This is a genomic window from Maribacter thermophilus (genome assembly GCF_001020565.1).
Classification (GTDB): Bacteria; Bacteroidota; Bacteroidia; order Flavobacteriales; family Flavobacteriaceae; genus Maribacter; species Maribacter thermophilus.
In genome coordinates this window covers 3,527,493-3,547,417 of sequence record NZ_LDAS01000001.1, presented here as the reverse complement: position 1 = coordinate 3,547,417, position 19,925 = coordinate 3,527,493, and the positions used below count along the sequence as shown (strand labels likewise).

Genomic DNA, 19,925 nt, shown 5'->3' with positions numbered 1-19,925 from the left:
CTTTAAAATGAGCAGCTCAAAAAAAGCCACTTCGGCTCTTATTTCCGTATTTCATAAAGATGGCCTAGAACCCATTGTCAAGAAGTTTCAAGAACTTGGTATCACCATATACTCTACGGGTGGTACAGAGAAATTCATCAAAGACCTGGGGATAGACGTGGTTCCGGTAGAAGAGGTGACCAGCTACCCTTCTATTTTAGGCGGAAGAGTAAAAACATTACACCCAAAGGTGTTTGGAGGTATTTTGAACAGACAGGACAATGAAAGTGATATGGCGCAGTTGACCGAGTTTGAAATTCCACAGATAGATATAGTCATCGTAGACCTTTATCCTTTTGAGAAAACAGTTGCAAGCGGAGCTTCGGAACAAGAGATCATAGAAAAAATAGATATCGGAGGAATATCATTGATACGCGCTGCAGCCAAAAACTTTAAAGATGTACTCTGCGTTTCTTCCATGGAAGATTATGCCGAGTTTTTAGAGATCATCTCTAACGGAAACGGTACTACCACTTTAGAAGAACGCAAACGTTTTGCCGCAAAGTCTTTTAACGTTTCATCTCACTATGACACGGCTATCTTCAATTATTTTAATCAAGACCATGATTTGGCCGCACTAAAAATAAGTGAGACCAACGGGAAGGTACTTCGATACGGGGAAAACCCTCACCAAAAAGGATTTTTCTTTGGGGATTTTGATGCCATGTTCTCAAAATTACACGGTAAGGAACTCTCATACAACAATCTATTGGATGTTGATGCTGCCGTAAACTTAATGAGTGAGTTTAAAAACGACGCCCCTACTTTCGCGATCCTAAAACACAACAATGCGTGCGGATTGGCTCAACGAGATACGCTACACCAAGCTTATATAGATGCCCTTGCAGGTGACCCTGTATCGGCTTTTGGGGGAGTACTCATTAGCAACAAAGAGATAGACAAGGCCACTGCCGAGGAAATTCACAAATTATTTTGCGAGGTAGTTATTGCGCCTAGCTATTCAGAAGAGGCCCTTGAGCTATTAAAAGGCAAAAAGAACAGGATTATCTTGATCCAAAACGATATCGAACTGCCTCACAACCAAGTACGCACATGCCTAAACGGTATATTGTTACAAGAAAAAGACGCAAAAACCGATACTCGCGAAGATTTAAAAACAGCGACCAAGCTTACGCCCTCGGATCAGGAAATAGAAGATTTGTTGTTTGCTTCCAAACTTTGCAAGCACACAAAATCAAACACGATCGTCTTGGCAAAGAACAAACAACTTTGTGCCAGTGGAACCGGACAAACCTCTAGGGTAGATGCCTTAAACCAAGCAATCCATAAAGCACAATCCTTTAATTTTGACCTAAAAGGAGCCGTAATGGCCAGTGACGCGTTTTTCCCTTTCCCCGATTGTGTAGAAATTGCGCATAAAGCAGGTATTACCAGCGTTATACAACCTGGAGGATCTATAAAAGATCAATTGAGTGTAGATTATTGCAATGAAAACGAAATTTCTATGGTGATGACGGGCACACGTCATTTTAAGCATTAATTTTACTACTTTTGTCGATGAATTACACCCCCTAATCCATAACCAAAATTATTATATGGGATTTTTTGATTTCTTAACCGAGGAGATAGCCATTGATTTAGGTACCGCTAACACGTTAATCATTCACATGGACAAAGTGGTTGTCGATAGCCCTTCCATTGTTGCCAGAGATAGAATTAGCGGAAAAATTATTGCAGTTGGCAAAGAGGCCAACATGATGCAAGGAAAGACCCATGAGAACATAAAAACCATTAGACCGCTAAAGGACGGTGTAATTGCCGATTTTGATGCATCTGAAAAGATGTTGATGATGTTCATCAAAAACATTCCGGCATTAAAGAAAAAATGGTTTCCACCAGCATTGCGCTTGGTAATATGCATTCCTAGCGGTATTACAGAAGTGGAAATGCGCGCGGTTAAAGAATCTGCAGAACGTGTAAACGGCAAAGAAGTATACTTGATCCACGAGCCTATGGCCGCGGCCATAGGTATTGGTTTGGATATTATGCAACCCAAGGGGAACATGATCGTAGATATAGGCGGTGGTACTACCGAAATAGCGGTAATTGCCCTTGGTGGTATCGTTTGTGATAAATCGGTGAAAATTGCGGGTGATGTATTTACCAACGATATTATCTACTACATGCGTACCCAACACAACCTTTATGTAGGGGAAAGCACGGCAGAAGCCATTAAGATCGAAATAGGATCTGCGACAGAAGATTTACAGTCTCCTCCGGACGAGAAATCCGTTCAAGGACGAGATCTTTTGACAGGAAAGCCAAAACAGGTACAGATTTCTTACAGAGAAATAGCCAAGGCCTTGGACAAATCCATTCTTCGTGTAGAGGATGCAGTAATGGAAACCCTATCACAAACTCCTCCAGAATTGGCTGCGGACATATACAATACAGGAATCTACTTGGCGGGCGGAGGATCTATGCTTCGTGGATTGGACAGAAGACTTTCACAAAAAACGGATTTACCCGTTTATATTGCCGAAGACCCCCTTAGAGCGGTTGTTCGAGGCACCGGAATAGCGTTAAAAAACTTGGAAAGGTATAAGAGCATCTTGATAAAGTAATTGCCCATTAGGAATTACCTACAATGAAAATTTAAAAGTGAATGCAACAGATTATCAATTTCCTTATTAGGTATAAAATCTTCTTGCTATATCTCTTTTTGCTTTTCGTTTCATTTATCTTCACTTTTCAATCACACTCGTACCACCAGTCTAAATTCCTAAATTCTGCCAACTATTTTTCTGGCAATATTTATGAATTTTTTGACAATACCACTTCTTATTTTGGTCTAAGGGAAGAAAACGAGAGTTTACTACAGGAAAACGAAAGGTTAAGGCATCAACTATATAACAAAAAAACAAACTTATCAGATATACCCGCGCCAATAGACTCGCTGGAAAAAAATTACTCCTTGGTAAGGGGAAGGGTTATAAAGAACAGCTTTTCGGACCTACGCAATTACATCACCATTAACAAAGGCCGTAAAGATAGCATAGAGCAAGATATGGGGGTGATAACGGCCAAAGGCATTCTTGGTATCATAGAAAATACTTCAGAAGGTTTTGCCACCGTTCAAAGCATTCTCAACGAGAAATCCAATATCAACGCCAAAATAAAAAACTCGAACCACTTTGGTTCTTTGGTCTGGGACACAAAAAACTACAACACGGTACAACTTGTAGATATCCCCAGATTAGTACCTCTTACCATAGGGGACACTATTGTTACCGGCGCCATGAGCAGTATCTTTCCTGAAAACATCCCCATAGGAACCATCAAAAAATTCGATCTGGACAAATCAAAAAGTTTTTATTATATAGACGTTTCTCTTTTTAATGACATGACAAACCTTAAGAATGTCTATATTATAAAGAACTTACACCGTCAAGAAATATTAGAACTACAAGAAGAAACCTTATCCAATGATCAATAGTTCTTTTTTTATAAATATCTTAAGGTTTACCTTGCTTATCCTGGTCCAGGTTCTTGTATTCAATAGACTAAATTTCTTTGGTTACATAAACCCTATGGTCTATGTACTTTTTATTTATTGGTACCCTATTAAAGAAAATAGGACCTCCTTTATTTTAACAAGCTTTTTATTGGGCTTTTTTATCGACATATTCTCTGACACCCTGGCCTTAAATGCTGCTGCAACGGTATCTATCGCCTATTTAAGACCTGCTATCATGAGATTCGTTTTCGGTGTAAACTATGAATTTCAAAGTTTTAAACTAAATAGCACCACCAAAGCACAACAATTCACCTTTTTAGCGTTATTAATTGTAATCCATCATGTTATTTATTTTACGCTAGAAATTTTTAGCATCGCGAATATCCTGTTAATTATTCAAAAAACTTTAACTATTGGACTCGCATCTATAATTTTGTGCTTATTGTTTAGTTCTTTATTCAGTACCAAGAAAGAATGAGAAAAATTCTTCTGTCATCTATAATAATAACCATAGGCATTACTTTTTTAAGTAGGTTGTCGTACCTTCAAATATTTAGCTTCTCACCGGACCAAGTTTTAGAGGACCCAAGTATTAAAAGGGTATATAGCTACCCTGAGAGAGGTTATATTTATGATAGAAACGGAAAATTACTTGTAGGCAACGACCCAGCCTACGATGTCATGGTAATACCACGAGAGGTTCAGCCATTGGACACCTTGGAGTTTTGCACATTGCTAGGAATAGAGAAAGAAAAGTTTATAGAGAAGTTAAGAAAGGCAAAAGTCTACTCCCCTAGGCTTCCTTCCGTTCTTGTGCCCCAATTATCGAAGACCGATTATGCTCGGTTACAAGAAAAGATGCGTAAATACAAAGGGTTCTACATCCAAAAACGTTCATTACGATATTACGACACCAAAAGTGCGGCAAATGTCTTAGGCTACATTAGCGAAGTAAACGAAGGAGACTTGGCCAAAAACAAGTACTATGTTCAAGGAGAATTAAAAGGAAGAACGGGCGTAGAGCGTTATTATGAAGATTTACTAAGAGGCAGAAAAGGTGTAAAATACATACAAAAAGACCGTTTTAACAGAGATATCGGTCCTTATAAAAATGGATCATTGGACACCTTGCCCGAACCTGGAAAACAGATAAGCATCACCCTAGACAAAACATTGCAAGAATATGGAGAGCGCCTAATGGTAGGAAAAAGAGGAGGCATTGTTGCAATAGAACCCAAAACCGGAGAAATTTTGACCATGATATCCGGCCCTACCTACGACCCCTCATTACTAGTAGGAAGACAAAGATCAAAAAACTATACCGCTCTTTATAACGACACCATAGCCAACCCAACTTGGGACCGCTCTATACATGCACAGCAACCACCAGGCTCCCCTTTTAAGACCTTAAATGCCCTTGTAGCCCTGCAAGAAGGGGTAATAGACGAAAATACCACAATAAGGTGCTATAATGGCTTCTATGTCGGAAAAACAAAAAGAGGTTGTCATTGTGGTGGTGGCCTTCGTAAATTGAACGATGGCATCTACAAATCCTGTAACGCTTATTTTGCCGGTGCCTTTCGAAAGATATTCGAAAAGTTCGACACCACCGACGAAGGAATGGATGTCTGGGAAAAGCATATAAAAAGTTTTGGATTGGGAGACTACCTTGGATACGATCTTCCTTTTGGACAAAAAGGAAGAATACCCAACAAAGAATATTACGATAAGTGGTACGGGGATAATAGATGGAGTTCCAGCTTTATTATTTCTAACTCTATTGGGCAAGGGGAAATATTGGCCACTCCCGTTCAATTGGCAAACATGACCGCCGCCATTGCCAACAGAGGGTACTACTACACCCCACATATCTTAAAAAAAGTCGAAGGAAAAGATATAACAAACCCAAAATACACAGAACCAAAACACACCACGATAGATCCCAAATATTTTGAACCAGTAATTGAGGGAATGGCCAATGTATATACCAAAGGAACCGCTAGATGGTTACAGATACCAGGTATCGAAATTGCAGGTAAAACAGGAACTGCCGAAAATTTCACCAGAATAAACGGCGTACGAACCCAACTTACCGACCATTCGGTCTTTGTAGCCTTTGCACCGGTGGAAGACCCTAAAATTGCAATTGCCGTTTATATAGAAAACGGTTACTTTGGATCAAGGTACGCAGGCCATATTGCATCTTTAATGATAGAAAAGTATTTAAAGGGCGAAATTACCAGAACAGACCTTGAAAAAAGGATGTTAGAAAAGACCTTGGAAGATGAATATGCCAAACCTTATAGCGGTAAAGAATTTAAAATAAACGAGCGTGTTTGGTAAGATTCTAAAAAGAATAGATTGGCTTACAATATTTATATACCTATCTCTTGTCACTATAGGATGGGTCAGCATCTATTCTACCACTTTTACCGAAGAAAATGCCTCTATTTTTGATTTTGGCACACTTCACGGCAAACAGCTCTTCTTCATTATAACAAGTCTGATCTCCATTTTTATAGTTTTAGGACTCGAAGCCAACTTTTACGAGCGGTTTGCTAGCCTATTTTACCTAATTTCGATTGCGCTGCTCCTGGGACTTTTTGCTTTTGGAAAAACAATTGCAGGGGCTACCTCATGGTACAGCCTTGGTTTTTTTAACCTACAGCCTTCAGAACTTGCCAAAGTGACAACGGCTTTGGCATTGGCAAAATACCTTAGCGATATACAAACAGACCTACGCAGAAGAAAAGATCAATTATATGCCTTATTAATAATTTTGCTACCTGCAATACTAATTATACCTCAACCCGACCCCGGAAGTGCCCTGGTGTTCTTTGCTTTGGTATTCGTGATTTTTAGGGAAGGTTTACCTTTATTTTATCTGGGTATAGGTTTTTCTTTAATCCTTATTTTTATCATTACCCTTATGTTCGGCACCACATGGCTCATCATAGGCCTTGCCCTGCTCATAGCCCTATTTTATCTATTAAAAAGAAAGTCGTTCAAATTACCGGTTATACCCCTTGTTCTAGGGGTTATCGCCATCATATTATTCTCTCTGTCGGTTGATTTTGTTTTTAACAACGTTTTTGAACAAAGGCATAGAGACCGTTTTAGTTTATGGTTACGTCTAGAAAAAGATCCGGACAAATTGGAAGAGATTCGCAAAACCATAGGCTACAACACCTACCAATCGGAAAAGGCCATTGAATCCGGTGGCTTTTTTGGTAAGGGTTTCTTGGAAGGAACAAGAACAAAAGGGAATTTTGTACCCGAACAACACACAGATTACATATTTAGCTCTGTAGGCGAAGAATGGGGCTTTATTGGTACGGCTACCGTTGTCTTCCTTTTTTCGATACTTTTTTTAAGGTTGATATATCTTGCAGAACGACAAAAAAATGCATTCTCCAGAATGTACGGTTATGGCGTAATTTCAATTTTATTGATTCATTATTTCATTAATATCGGAATGGTTATAGGTGTTCTACCTACCATCGGCATTCCGTTGCCCTTTTTTAGCTATGGGGGATCTGGGCTTCTTTTCTTTACCGTCTTATTGTTTATCTTTCTAAAGCTTGACACCAACAGGTTAAAAGAAAGTTTTTAGAATTTCCAATTATCAAGTGCTACACCAGACTCAAGAATCGCCTGTTTCTCTTTGTCCAATTTTTGAAAAAAATCGATTCCCGTCAATTGTTCTAAATGGTCTATCGATACTACAAATTTTTGCATGGGGGTATTTTGCTCCTTATTGGGCATTAAAAAAGCTATTGCTTTAACGGTCCCTTTATTTTTACGGGCCACTATCTTGTAAAAATAATCGGGAACGGCTACATCTTCACTCCCTATTTCTTTTAGGCCGGGCTGCAGTACACCGCCAGTAACCACATATAAAACACCATGTTTTTTTGCCCATTGCCGGGTCTTCTTCTCCAGCCTGTTCCAAAGACCGGCATTAAACTCCCTATTTTGAGGACTCACATTACTAGTATAGAAGGTTTCATTATATGCCTGTTCAGAAAACCTACGGTCGCCCGCCGGCACCAAATGCCCGCGATCATAACCAGAACCTTTATAATTTCTCCAGTCAGCAGATTTTGTCCTTACCCACGGATCTTCTATAAAATAAGGTCGCTTTCTATCGTCATAGGTCAAATGTTCTTTTTTAAGAATATATGCCACCCACTCTGCCTGCTCATAATCCTCATTATAAGAAAGTGTATAATAAGAATGGTTTACAACTTCTCCCGTAGTGGTATTCGGCAAGAAGACTGCCGGAAACTCGTTATTGGTACTTTCCTTATCAGATTCAGAATAAGTACTAGGGGTATAAAAATTATCGAATAACCAAAATCCAATAATACAAAACAGTATTAAAATGGAATAAATTGTTCTATTTTTACTAGGTATGCGCATTGTTCAAATTTAGTTCAAATTTGTAAGATTTAGACGCTTATATCGACTAAGGACTAATTCTGAAAACACTTTAAGAAAGACAAAAACATGGCTATAACTTGGAAAGATATTATTCATTATACGGTGAACGGCAATCCCGTTCCCGATAAAAGAGTTGAAAAAAGTGAAGTGGAATGGCAAGAGATATTAACTCCAGAGCAATATGGAATTACCCGAAAAAAGGGAACCGAAGCTCCACATTCAGGAGCCCTATGTAGTGCCCACGATGCAGGAAAATACGAATGTGTTTGTTGCGGTACACCTTTATTCGATTCGACCATAAAGTTTGAGTCGGGCACCGGTTGGCCCAGTTTTACACAACCCATAAAGGACAATGCCATAAAATACATTAAAGATTCCTCATTTGGAATGATCAGGGTAGAAGTACTTTGCAATACTTGTGACGCCCATTTGGGACATGTGTTCCCCGACGGCCCTCCCCCAAGTGGATTACGCTATTGTATCAACTCAGAATCTTTAAAAATGCAAAAAGAGACCACTAATGAACACTAACAACCCGGAAACCATCACCTTGGGTGGAGGATGCTTCTGGTGTACAGAAGCTGTATTCCAAAAGGTCAAGGGAGTCTCCTCGGTAATCTCTGGTTATACCGGGGGCACGGCACCTGGCAAACCCACCTATAGAGAAATATGCTCGGGACTAACCGGGCATGCCGAAGTGGTACAAATTACTTTTGACCCAAGCATAATCTCGTTAACCGACATATTGGAAATATTTATGACCACACACGACCCTACCACACTTAACAGGCAAGGGGCCGATGTTGGAACCCAATACCGTTCCGTAATCTATCACAACAACGAAGATCAACGGAAGACCGCAATAGAGGTCGTGAATAAAATGGCTTCTTTCTATCAAGACCCCATTGTTACTGAAATTAGTCCCTTAGGACCCTTTTACGAAGCTGAGGACTATCACCAAGATTATTACAAAAACAATTCGGAACAGGGTTATTGCCAAGTAGTAATCAATCCTAAATTGGCCAAATTAAGAAAACTTCATTACGAGAAATTGGCGTAAAACAATTATCGGCAACCGCTTATTGCGATCACACAAAAAACAACTTATTCCATAAGCCTAAAATTCATAGGTCATAAAAACAAAAAACCGCTCTTTCGAGCGGTTTTTTTATACGGTAACAACACTGTTTAGTTTTTAGCCCTACTGGCCAACTTAATGTTTTTAATGTTGTTCATTTTTAAATCCTCCAATACGTTCACAGCTTCCTCTACATAAATATCCTTCGCCAAATTCTTATGCCAACGATCTCTTTTCTCTCTTAACACAGAATCTTTGGTAAATAGCTCTTGCTCGTATTTCAATGACCCAAAAGTCAATTTAGAATCATATTCCGATAATTTCTTGTAATAATCCGATTGTTTTTTATCCTTTTCTTTTTCCTCTTTATAAGCGGTATAGTTTAAAGGAATCTCTGTTTCGTCTTGTTCAGATTTTATCCACTTGGCATTTTCTTCGATGAGTTTGATCTGTGGATTGTTCGCCATTCTCTTTTTACTGTTCTCTATAGTTTGCTCATAATCTATATAACCGTCCCAAGCTTCATACTCGGCAGGGGTAATCTTATCCCATTTTAAAGGGTTGGCTTGATCCTTTTCTCCTAAATCAATGTAACTGTACTTATCTGGTACAACAACATCACTCTTTACACCTTCTAACTGTGTAGAACCACCGTTGATTCGGTAAAATTTCTGAGTTGTCAATTTAATAGCTCCCAAATCACCATGCTCGTTACTTCTGAGCATATTTGCCAAGGGAATTACATTTTGTACCGTACCCTTACCAAAGGTCTGCTTACTACCAATAACTATGGCCCTTTTATAATCTTGCATTGCAGCTGCCAAAATCTCGGACGCCGAGGCCGAAAGCTCGTTCACCAATATTACCAAAGGTCCGTCCCATTGTATTCTTTCATCCTTATCATCATAGATCTCTTTTTCCTTGTTACCAGATCTTACCTGCACGATAGGTCCTTCTTTTATAAACAGACCCGCCATTTCCACGACTGTTTTCAATGATCCACCACCATTGTCCCTTAAATCCAAGATCAAACCTTCCGCACCTTCTTGTTTTAAACGCTCTACTTCCTTGGCAACATCGGTAGCGGCATTTCTTTCACTATAATCTTCAAAATCAACATAAAACTTAGGTAGGTTGATCAACCCAAATTTTTCATCGCCTTTAAGAATATAAGCCGATTTTGCATAAGATTCTTCTAGCTCCACTACATCCCTTACCAAAGAAATTTCCTCAAAGGAACCATCCACTTTTCTAACTGTCAAATCTACAACAGTACCTTGTGCTCCCTTTATTAATTTAATGGCATCGTCTAAACGCATACCAACAATGTCTATAGGTTCTTGTCCGTTTTGGCCTACTTTAACGATTTCATCCCCAACTTCCAATCTACCATCTCTCCATACAGGTCCCCCAGATATAATTTCTACTATCTTGGCCCCTTCAGGTTTCTTTTGAAGCCTTGCCCCTATACCCTCAAATTTACCCGACATACTAACATCGAATCTTTCTTTGTCTTCTGGAGCAAAATAAAATGTATGTGGATCAAACTCATCAACAATGGTATTAATGTACTGTACAAACCAATCTTTACGTTCTAGATCTTCTATAAAATCAAAGAATTCATCCAAAGTGGTCTCCGTAGATTTTCGGGCTTCCATTTCCGCCTCTTCAGGAGTGTGGGCCTCATGGTCATGGTCATCCGAAAAGTCCGATGCGGATTTTTCCAAATGGGACAATTTAGAGTCGTAAGTACCCAAGGTCGCATATTTTAACTGCTTTCGCCATCTTTCCTTCAACTCTTCCTTGTTACCGGCAAAAGGCTGTTCGTCGTACTTTATATTGATACTTTCGTTTTCATTGTAATCAAAGGGCCTTTCCAGAATTTCTTTATAAATAGACTTAACCTCGTCCATTCTTTGCATCAATCTTTCATAGACCACATTAAAGAAAGTAATATCGGTATTCTTGATCTGATCATCTATTTGAAACTTATACTGTTCAAATTCTTCGATATCAGATGCCAGAAAATAACGTTTTGTAGGATCAATGACATCTATAAAATCCTCAAAAACACTTACCGAAAAATCGTCATCTATGTCTTTGGGTTCGTAATGCCCCTTTTCTAATACATAGGTAATCAGATCTAGAAGTAACTTGTCCTTGTCGTCATTTTCAAAAGTTTTATTGGTGAAGCTACATGAGGCGACCGCTATAAGCATCACCGTTAAAACGTAGGCTAAATTTCTTTTCATAAAAATCATTTTAAATCTATTTTTCAAAATCTTGGAATTTGAAATTTCGAGGCCTTTTTACAAGCCATAATCCTCTAAGATAAAGAAAAAACCATGCCAACAGGGACACAGGAGATTAATTTTTTGTTAAACGCCGAAATCGTTCAATCCTATTTAAAAACGTATTTTTACCCTAGAAAGTATATCTGATGAAAAAACCTTTGATATTGGTCACCAATGATGACGGAATTACCGCTCCGGGAGTTCGGGCATTGGTATCGTATATGAAAGACTTGGGAGATGTAGTTGTCGTTGCCCCTGACAGTCCACAATCCGGTATGGGACATGCCATTACTCTCGACAGCACCATTTATTCAAAAAAAATGCTTGTTGACCTAAGCCATACGGGAACAGAAGAATATAGCTGTAGCGGCACGCCTGCCGATTGTGTAAAACTTGCCCTGCAAGAGCTGTTGGACAGAAAACCAGATATATGTGTCAGCGGCATAAACCATGGATCCAACTCATCAATCAACGTTATTTACTCAGGCACAATGAGCGCGGCAATAGAGGCCGGAATAGAAGGAGTGCCCGCCATCGGTTTTTCTTTGTGCGACTATAATTGGGATGCAGATTTTTCACAAGCGGAACAACATATTAAAAGTATTGTGAGAGAAGCTTTGAACAATGGCATGCCAAAAGGTGTAGTCTTGAACGTAAATATTCCCAACTTGGATAAATCACAAATCAAGGGAATTAAAATCTGTAGACAGGCAAAGGCGAATTGGAAAGAGAAATTCGACAAACGAACCAATCCAATGGGCAAAGATTACTATTGGCTCACGGGCGAGTTCGAACTACTGGACAAAGGTGAGGATACCGACGAATGGGCACTGGCCAACGGCTATGTTTCGGTTGTTCCCACTCAATTCGACCTTACGGCCCACCATGTTATACCTGATATTAATAATTGGAAACTAAATGAACACTAAAAAAGAATTGGCCATCGGCTTCATAGTAGGCGTCATCGCCAATACCATTGGCACATTGGCATATATATTGTTGTTCTCTGACATGAACATTCCAGAAACTTTTAGTGCTGCCATCGCCCAAGGTCATGTTGGAAGTCTTTTGGCTTTGGGGGCCATTTTAAACCTCGTAGCTTTTTTTGGTTTTTTAAGAATAAAAAGAGACCAAAGGGCCAAGGGGGTTCTTATTGCCACTATTTTGACCGCTTTTATAATTCTTTACTACAAGGTTTTTTAAGATGAAATATTACATCATCGCAGGTGAAGCTTCTGGAGACCTTCATGGTTCGAACCTTATAAAAGCATTAAAACTGCAAGACCCCGAAGCAAATATTAGATGTTGGGGAGGTGATTTAATGCAACAAGCAGGTGGCGACCTGGTCAAGCATTATAAAGAAATGGCCTTTATGGGATTCATAGAGGTATTGATGAACCTTAATGCCATTTTTAAGAATATAAGTTTTTGCAAGACTGACATTGCGAACTTTGACCCCGATATCATTGTTTTTATAGACTATTCCGGCTTTAATTTACGAATTGCCAAATGGGCCAAAGAAAACGGTTACAAGACAAATTACTACATCTCTCCACAAATATGGGCCTCTCGTGAGGGCCGAATCGAAAAAATTAAGAGAGACATCGATGCCATGCATGTAATTCTCCCCTTCGAAAAAGAATTCTATGAAGAAAAGCATGGTTTTCCCGTCAATTTTGTAGGGCATCCGTTAATAGATGCTATTTCCAATAGACCTACATTGGACGATGACAAGTTTAGGTCTACACATAACCTTGATCCGAACAAACCCATAATAGCACTTTTACCAGGAAGCAGAAAGCAAGAGGTACAGAAAATGTTGTCCATTATGCTTTCCATTACCTCTGATTTTTCCGATTATGAATTTGTAATTGCGGGTGCCCCAAGTTTGGATCTTGATTTTTACACTCCTTTTTTAAAGGACCAGAACGTAAAAATTGTATACAATTGTACCTACGACCTACTTACCCTAGCAAAAGCAGCCTTGGTAACAAGTGGTACCGCAACTCTGGAAACTGCCCTGTTCGAAGTGCCACAGGTTGTTTGCTACAAAGCCAATTGGATTTCATATCAAATTGCAAAACGCATTATTACATTGGAATACATTTCTTTGGTCAATTTAATCATGAAAAAAGAAGTAGTCAAAGAATTGATACAATCGGACCTGAACCATCATATGCTAAAACAAGAACTTTCTTCCATTTTAGAAGGTCCAAAAAGAGAAGAAATACTAAAAAATTACACCCTCTTAAAAACAAAATTGGGAGGGGAAGGAGCCAGTAAAAAAGCAGCTGCACACATTATAGAAAATGCCAAATCATAAACGAAATGAACAGGTTATAAAATAATTCTATAATTTTGATGTTCAAGTATAAGATACTACTTGATATACATGCGTACATTAACAGTTATTATTCTTCTTACTTTGGTTGCCAGTTGCGGAACCTCTAAAAAAAGTGTTTCAATAAAAGATCGCACGGTGTCGGTGGCTGCGGCCGACAAAGAACGCAGGGGAATAGATACGCCACCCAAAGAGAATACCAACCGAACAAAACCAAGATCCCCCAAGAAGACAAAGGCCGATGAAGTTATTAATACCGCCCTTACATTTTCTGGCGTGCGCTATAAGTTTGGGGGCACCACCAAAAAGGGAATGGACTGCTCTGGATTACTTTATGTTTCATTCGGTGAACATGACATACAATTGCCCAGAACTTCGGCTAGTATGGCACAGCAAGGCAAAAAAATAAGGATCAAAGATGTAGAAAAGGGCGATTTACTTTTCTTTAAAACCAGTAAAGGCGCCAAGCGCATCAACCATGTGGGTATGGTCGTAAAAGTAGAAAAGGACGAAATCAAATTTATTCATGCATCCACTTCAAGAGGTGTAACCATTTCTTCTCTAAGAGAAGGTTTTTGGAACCAAGCTTTTGTAAAAGCAACCAGAATACTATAAAATGAAACTACTGGCGTTCGTTCCGATCAAACTAACGCTATTACTCATTTTTGGAATATTAATAGGACACTTTTTTACAATACCCTTAAACCTATTGTTGGTCTTAACATTGGCCTTCCTTTGTTGTCTAGGAATCTTATTTAGGTTCTACGACCACAACAACAAATCTATACTGTTTGGTGCCATAGCTGCATGCACCACCATTTCTTTAGGAGCTTTTATCGGTACTTATGCACAACCTATAAACCACTCCTCTCACTACCGGCATCTAAATATTGAACAAGAAGCTACCTGGAAATTAACAATAACCGATGTTCTTAAACCCAATCAATTTTCACAAAACTATATTGCCTCTGTTATAAGTGTAAACGAACAACATGTTACCGGCAAAATTCTTCTTAGCGAAAAACCCGCTCCCGATTCTACAAGATTAAAGATCGATGACCAAGTCTTGGTCCATTCAAAATATATACCCATAAAACCCGCATTGAACCCACATCAGTTCAATTTTAAAAATTATATGAAAAAGTTGGGGGTTTACGACCAAATAAAACTTAACAACGCAAACCACTTTAAATCTGAGAATGGAACCAGAACCATTTTTGGATATGCCCAAAAAGCAAGAAATCATATTATTAAAAAGTTAAAATCGGCAGATTTCGAAAAAGAACAATTATCGATCATTCAAGCATTAATACTAGGACAAAGATCAGATATTTCCGAAGTTACCTATTCCGATTATAAAAATGCCGGTGCCGTACACATACTAGCTGTCTCCGGGCTACACGTGGGCGTTTTGTTATTATTAATTCAGTTTCTGTTGCGCCCGTTAAGAAATATGCCCAATGGTCGTACCATTATTCTGTGCTGTACGGTTCTCTTGCTTTGGGGATTCGCTTTCTTGGCAGGTTTTTCTCCCTCCATTATCCGCGCTTGCGCTATGTTTACATTCGTTGCCTACGCCCTATATCTAAACAGGCCGAGCAATACCTTTAACATTTTGGCCTTATCCATGTTCTTTTTATTGCTTTTTGTTGACCCCAACCTACTATTTCAAGTAGGGTTTCAAATGAGCTATGCGGCAGTTTTTGCCATTGTTTGGTGTTACCCCTTATTACAAAAACTTTGGACCCCAAAGAACAAGATTGTTCGTTATATATGGCAACTTTTATCGGTAAGCATTGCGGCGCAATTGGGTGTATTGCCCATAAGCCTGTTTTACTTTCATCAATTTCCAGGTCTTTTCTTTATATCCAACCTACTTATTGTACCCTTCTTAGGTTTGGTTTTAGGTACAGGTATACTGGTCATCTCATTATCACTTATTGATATGTTGCCCAAACCACTTGTATGGATATATAATGAAATGATAGGAATCATGAACAGTATAGTGGCTTGGGTAGCCGAACAAGAAGCCTTCCTTTTTACATCTATATCTTTTGACGGCGTACAACTTGTATTGAGCTATATCGCTATCGGGGCAATGATAGTTATGCTAACGAGCATAAGTTTTAAAAGAACAGTGCATTTTTTAGTGGCCGTGCTTTGTTTTCAGTCATGGACCATTTATTCAAACTACAAGGCAAGCACCACCAATGGTCTATTGATTTTTCATCAGACCAAAAATTCTATCGTCGCACATAAAGCAGGTAAACAACTGTATGTATATACTTCCAAACCTGAGCGTTCTGCTAAATTAATAGAAAACTACGCTGTTAAGGAAAGAATAGATATTATAAAATACGACGCACTTCAAAACAGCTATCATATCAACGATATATTATTTTCTAGAATAGACAGCTCTGGGTTATACCTAAAAGAAAATAAAGGGCACATTGTGCTGCTAACAGATTCTCCTAAAATAAACCTTGATCGTTTAATAACGGACACCATGCCACAAATAATAATTGCGGATGGCAGTAATTACCACAGTTATGTTCAAAGCTGGAAAGCAACCTGCCAAAAAAACAACATCCCTTTTCACCACACGGGCGAAAAGGGAGTTTATACTTTATATTGATTTTAAAAAAATAGAATCCTGTTACTTTAAGGACCTATGCTCTATTAGGCAATCTTAGTCTCGCCATCTTCCGCCCCGTGCGACAAACGTTTTAAAGGTTTTAGCAATAAAATAACCAAAATACCTATCAAGGACCATATTACGGCAATACCTGTGAATATTTCGAATTCTCCCATCTCTTGGGAAGCTTGCCCAATTAGACCGGCCACCTTATTACCTAGACCTGTTGCCGCCCAATAAAGTCCCATAATAATTGAAGCGTATTTCAACGGCGCCAACTTGGTTATGTAGGACAATGAAACGGGAGAGGCGCACAGTTCACCAATAGTATGGAGCAAATATGCCAAAATTAGCCAATACATGGCCGATGAGCCGTTTGCCTCATATTGTAATGACGCCGCACTCATAAACCCAAAACCTAATGCCATAATGATCATACCTACCGCAATTTTAAACATCGAGGACGATTCTTTCCCTTTTTTACGCCATTTTAACCAAAACGCGCCAACAGCTGTTGCAAGGGTTATAATAAAAAATGAGTTGACAGATTGAAATACCGAAGCAGGAATTTCAAACAGCCCGAAGAAATTACGATCTGTTTTTTGAGAAGCATACAGATTCATTAAACCACCGGCCTGTTCAAAAGCGGCCCAAAAAAGAATTATCAATAAAAAGGAGATCAGCAGAACTTTTATACGGTCTTTTTCTATTTTTGATAATGGTCTATCCAACAACTCCCTATCTTTTTCATTTTTACGGCTAATCAAGTTTCCTACGTGAACCAAATATTTTTGCCCCCACATATACACTGCCTGACCTATAAACATTCCAATGGCGGCAAGTCCAAATCCATAGTGCCAACTAATATTCTCACCTACATAACCACATAAGATAGGGGCTAAAAAACCACCAATATTAATACCCATATAAAAAATATAAAACCCTAAATCACGTCTTTCATCCTTAGGTTGGTAAAGTCCCCCGACCATAGACGAAATATTGGGCTTTAGGCACCCTACACCTAAAATGATAAAGAGACAACCAATATAAAAAGAAGTCTCAGAATTTAAGGCCAATACTGCGTGCCCTATACACAAGAGCGCCCCTCCAAGCATTACGGTTTTCTTTTGCCCCAATAATTTATCGGCCACCCATCCGCCAGGGATAGAAGACACATAAACCAACATGGTGTACCAACCGTACAATGCCAAGGCTTCATCGTTTGACCACCCAAAACCGGCGTTACTCGAAGTAGTTTCAGCAACCAAAAACAAGGTAAACAATGCACGCATTCCATAGTAAGAAAAGCGCTCCCACATTTCGGTAAAAAATAGTATATAAAGCCCTACAGGATGTCCAAAAAGTTGTTTTTGATTAGCTGGTATTGAATTTGTCATTATATATTTAGTTTGATTATCTAAAGATTTTTGTTACAGATTATCCTTTACAAAGTTTGTCATTTTATTAAAGAGGTGTACTCTGGTGTTACCACCATAAATACCATGGTTCTTATCTGGATAAATGGCCCATTCAAATTGTTTGTTCGCCTGTATCAAGGCTTCTACCATTCTCATTGTATTTTGCACATGTACATTATCATCTCCAGAACCATGTATCAACAAATACTTTCCTTTTAACATTTCAGGATAATTAAAGGGCGAATTGTCATCGTAACCACTTGGGTTTTCTTGTGGTGTCTGCATATAGCGTTCTGTATAGATCGTATCATAAAAAGCCCACGATGTTACCGGTGCTACCGCAATGGCCATTTCAAAGGTATCGTTTCCTTTTAATATACAGTTGGTAGACATAAAGCCTCCATAGCTCCAACCCCATATACCGGTTCTTTCCTCGTCGATATAGGGCAATTCACTTAATTTTTGGGCAGCGGCAATCTGGTCTTCCACTTCAAATTTACCCAACTCCTTTTGAGTGACTTTCTTGAAATCCCTTCCTTTAAATCCGGTTCCACGGCCATCTACGCAAGCAACAATATACCCTTGGGCCACTAAACTTTGGTGCCAGTAATCATTGGTGCCCATCCAACTATTCGAAACATTCTGAGAACCGGGACCACTGTACTGGTACATGAACAAGGGATATTTTTTTGAGGGGTCAAAATCTACAGGTTTGATCATATACATGTTTAGATCATTACCATTAACGGAAATCGTGGAGAATTCCTTAGCACTTATGGCGTAGCCCTTTAACTTATCCAATAAAGCAGAATTATCTTTGATATCCTTCACTTTTTTACCGCTCAATGCTTTGTGCAAAGTAAAAACGGGTGGTGTATCGGCACTGGAAAAAGTATTTATAAAATAGGTGAAATCTGAACTAAAAGAAGCTGAATTGGTTCCTGCGGATACCGCTAAGGCCTTTTTGTTCTCCCCATTGCTCTCTATACTATAGATACCACGGTTAATAGACCCGTTTTCGGTAGATTGATAGTATATCTTGTCTTCATTTTGATCATAACCATAGTACTTGGTCACCTCCCAATCACCTTTCGTAATCTGGTTCATTAATTTACCGTCCGAACCGTACAGGTATATATGGTTCCAACCATCCTTTTCACTCGTCCAGATAAAACTGTCATCTGCCAAAAAGGTAAGGTTATCGGTTACATCTACATAGGCCGCATCATTCTCTTCCAACAAAAGCTTTACAGCGTTTGTTTTCGCGTTCACCATATGAAGCTTTAAATGATTTTGATGCCTATTGATCGTCTGTACACTTAAAGAATTTGGATCGTTCATCCATTTGATTCGTGGCACATAATAAGCATCTCCCAAATCTATGTTCGAGATATTACCGGTCGCTACATCTAACATATGCAATGTTACCACCGCATTGTTCTCTCCAGCTTTTGGGTATTTAAAAACATGTTGTTGAGGGTACAGTTCGGTACCATATACATCCATCGAAAACTCGGGCACATCTGTTTCATCGAACCTTAAAAAGGCAATTTTAGTACCGTTGGAATTCCATTGAAAAGCTCTTACAAAAGCAAACTCTTCTTCGTACACCCAGTCGGTAATACCATTGATTATTTTATTTTTTTCACCATCGGTGGTTACTTGTTTTGTGCTATTACTTTTTAAGTCCATCACATGAAGGTTGTTATCCTTTACATACGCCACTTTTTCTCCATTGGGAGACAATGTAGGCTCTTGGATCTTTTCGTCACTGATCTTGGTCAATTTTTTAGACGCAATATCATACACATAGAAAATACCTAAGGTAGACCTTCTAAAAATAGGTTCTACTTCAGTGGATAAAATTATCTGCGATTCATCGTCACTAAACTGGTACGACATAAAATTATCTATGGCATCCAGATCTTCGGAAGAAACAATGGTCTCCACCTTTTTTAAGGTGCGATAATCGTACTTGTCAATAGATGTAGCCCTGGTCGCCCTATCAAAATTTAACACCGTATACTGCTTTCCATTGTTCATAGAACGTAGGGCTTCCATCCCTTCTGTCCTGAAGGCCCCTGCATAAATATCTTCAACGGTAACCTGCTTCTGTTGTGCAACCACTACAGGTTGAATAATCAAGAAAAATATTGCTAAAATGTATAATTTTCGCATAAATGAATGAAATTTGTTAAA

General features: G+C 38.9%; 16 protein-coding genes. 12 read left to right on the top strand and 4 right to left on the bottom strand.

Annotated elements, in window-relative coordinates:
- The first annotated feature begins 7 nt into the window (after positions 1–7).
- The 5 genes from purH (at position 8) to rodA (ending at position 7,130) form a co-directional block, all read left to right on the top strand.
- Positions 8–1,540, top strand: a complete 1,533-nt coding sequence (purH, locus tag AB657_RS15365; RefSeq protein WP_047247308.1) for a bifunctional phosphoribosylaminoimidazolecarboxamide formyltransferase/IMP cyclohydrolase — start codon at positions 8–10, stop codon at positions 1,538–1,540.
- 55 nt (positions 1,541–1,595) lie between these two features.
- Positions 1,596–2,624 (top strand): rod shape-determining protein, encoded by a 1,029-nt coding sequence (locus tag AB657_RS15360; protein WP_047247307.1) that lies wholly within the window; start codon positions 1,596–1,598, stop codon positions 2,622–2,624.
- 41 nt (positions 2,625–2,665) lie between these two features.
- Positions 2,666–3,496, top strand: coding sequence for a rod shape-determining protein MreC (mreC, locus tag AB657_RS15355; protein WP_047247306.1), 831 nt, complete (start codon positions 2,666–2,668; stop codon positions 3,494–3,496).
- A 495-nt stretch (positions 3,497–3,991) separates the two neighbouring features.
- Positions 3,992–5,860 carry a penicillin-binding protein 2 gene (gene mrdA / locus AB657_RS15345; RefSeq protein WP_047247304.1) on the top strand — a complete coding sequence of 623 codons (1,869 nt, stop codon included), beginning with the start codon at positions 3,992–3,994 and terminating at the stop codon, positions 5,858–5,860.
- A complete protein-coding gene (gene rodA / locus AB657_RS15340; RefSeq protein ID WP_047247303.1) occupies positions 5,850–7,130 on the top strand; it encodes a rod shape-determining protein RodA in 1,281 nt (426 codons plus the stop codon). The genes mrdA and rodA overlap by 11 nt, the downstream gene beginning before the upstream one ends.
- Here rodA and AB657_RS15335 read toward each other — a convergent pair.
- Positions 7,127–7,939 carry a DNA/RNA non-specific endonuclease gene (locus AB657_RS15335; protein WP_047247302.1) on the bottom strand — a complete coding sequence of 271 codons (813 nt, stop codon included), beginning with the start codon at positions 7,937–7,939 and terminating at the stop codon, positions 7,127–7,129. The two genes, rodA and AB657_RS15335, sit on opposite strands and share 4 nt — an antisense overlap.
- An 87-nt stretch (positions 7,940–8,026) precedes the next feature.
- Here AB657_RS15335 and msrB point away from each other — a divergent pair, with 87 nt between their 5' ends.
- Positions 8,027–8,491 (top strand): peptide-methionine (R)-S-oxide reductase MsrB, encoded by a 465-nt coding sequence (gene msrB, locus AB657_RS15330; RefSeq protein ID WP_047247301.1) that lies wholly within the window; start codon positions 8,027–8,029, stop codon positions 8,489–8,491.
- The gene (gene msrA, locus AB657_RS15325; protein ID WP_047247300.1) at positions 8,481–9,020 is read left to right on the top strand and encodes a peptide-methionine (S)-S-oxide reductase MsrA; all 540 of its coding nucleotides are present in this window, start codon (positions 8,481–8,483) and stop codon (positions 9,018–9,020) included. The genes msrB and msrA overlap by 11 nt, the downstream gene beginning before the upstream one ends.
- 128 nt (positions 9,021–9,148) lie before the next feature.
- Here msrA and AB657_RS15320 read toward each other — a convergent pair whose 3' ends face one another.
- A complete protein-coding gene (locus tag AB657_RS15320; RefSeq protein WP_047248029.1) occupies positions 9,149–11,290 on the bottom strand; it encodes a carboxy terminal-processing peptidase in 2,142 nt (713 codons plus the stop codon).
- A 188-nt stretch (positions 11,291–11,478) separates the two neighbouring features.
- On the opposite strand from AB657_RS15320, the gene surE reads away from it, so the two are divergent.
- From surE to AB657_RS15295, 5 genes are all read left to right on the top strand, one after another.
- Positions 11,479–12,261 carry a 5'/3'-nucleotidase SurE gene (gene surE, locus AB657_RS15315; protein WP_047247299.1) on the top strand — a complete coding sequence of 261 codons (783 nt, stop codon included), beginning with the start codon at positions 11,479–11,481 and terminating at the stop codon, positions 12,259–12,261.
- Complete coding sequence (locus tag AB657_RS15310; RefSeq protein WP_047247298.1) at positions 12,251–12,535, top strand: hypothetical protein; 285 nt, start codon at positions 12,251–12,253, stop codon at positions 12,533–12,535. The genes surE and AB657_RS15310 overlap by 11 nt, the downstream gene beginning before the upstream one ends.
- 1 nt (position 12,536) lies before the next feature.
- Positions 12,537–13,655: a lipid-A-disaccharide synthase gene (gene lpxB / locus AB657_RS15305; protein ID WP_047247297.1), complete on the top strand. Its 1,119-nt coding sequence runs from the start codon at positions 12,537–12,539 to the stop codon at positions 13,653–13,655.
- 69 nt (positions 13,656–13,724) lie between these two features.
- On the top strand, positions 13,725–14,288 hold the full coding sequence (locus tag AB657_RS15300) for a C40 family peptidase (protein WP_047247296.1): 564 nt from the start codon (positions 13,725–13,727) through the stop codon (positions 14,286–14,288).
- 1 nt (position 14,289) lies between these two features.
- Complete coding sequence (locus AB657_RS15295) at positions 14,290–16,308, top strand: ComEC/Rec2 family competence protein (protein WP_047247295.1); 2,019 nt, start codon at positions 14,290–14,292, stop codon at positions 16,306–16,308.
- 44 nt (positions 16,309–16,352) lie between these two features.
- On the opposite strand, the gene AB657_RS15290 is transcribed toward AB657_RS15295, so the two are convergent.
- Positions 16,353–17,705, bottom strand: coding sequence for a peptide MFS transporter (locus AB657_RS15290; RefSeq protein ID WP_047247294.1), 1,353 nt, complete (start codon positions 17,703–17,705; stop codon positions 16,353–16,355).
- Between the two features lie 33 nt (positions 17,706–17,738).
- Positions 17,739–19,904 carry a S9 family peptidase gene (locus tag AB657_RS15285; protein ID WP_047247293.1) on the bottom strand — a complete coding sequence of 722 codons (2,166 nt, stop codon included), beginning with the start codon at positions 19,902–19,904 and terminating at the stop codon, positions 17,739–17,741.
- Positions 19,905–19,925 lie beyond the last annotated feature (21 nt).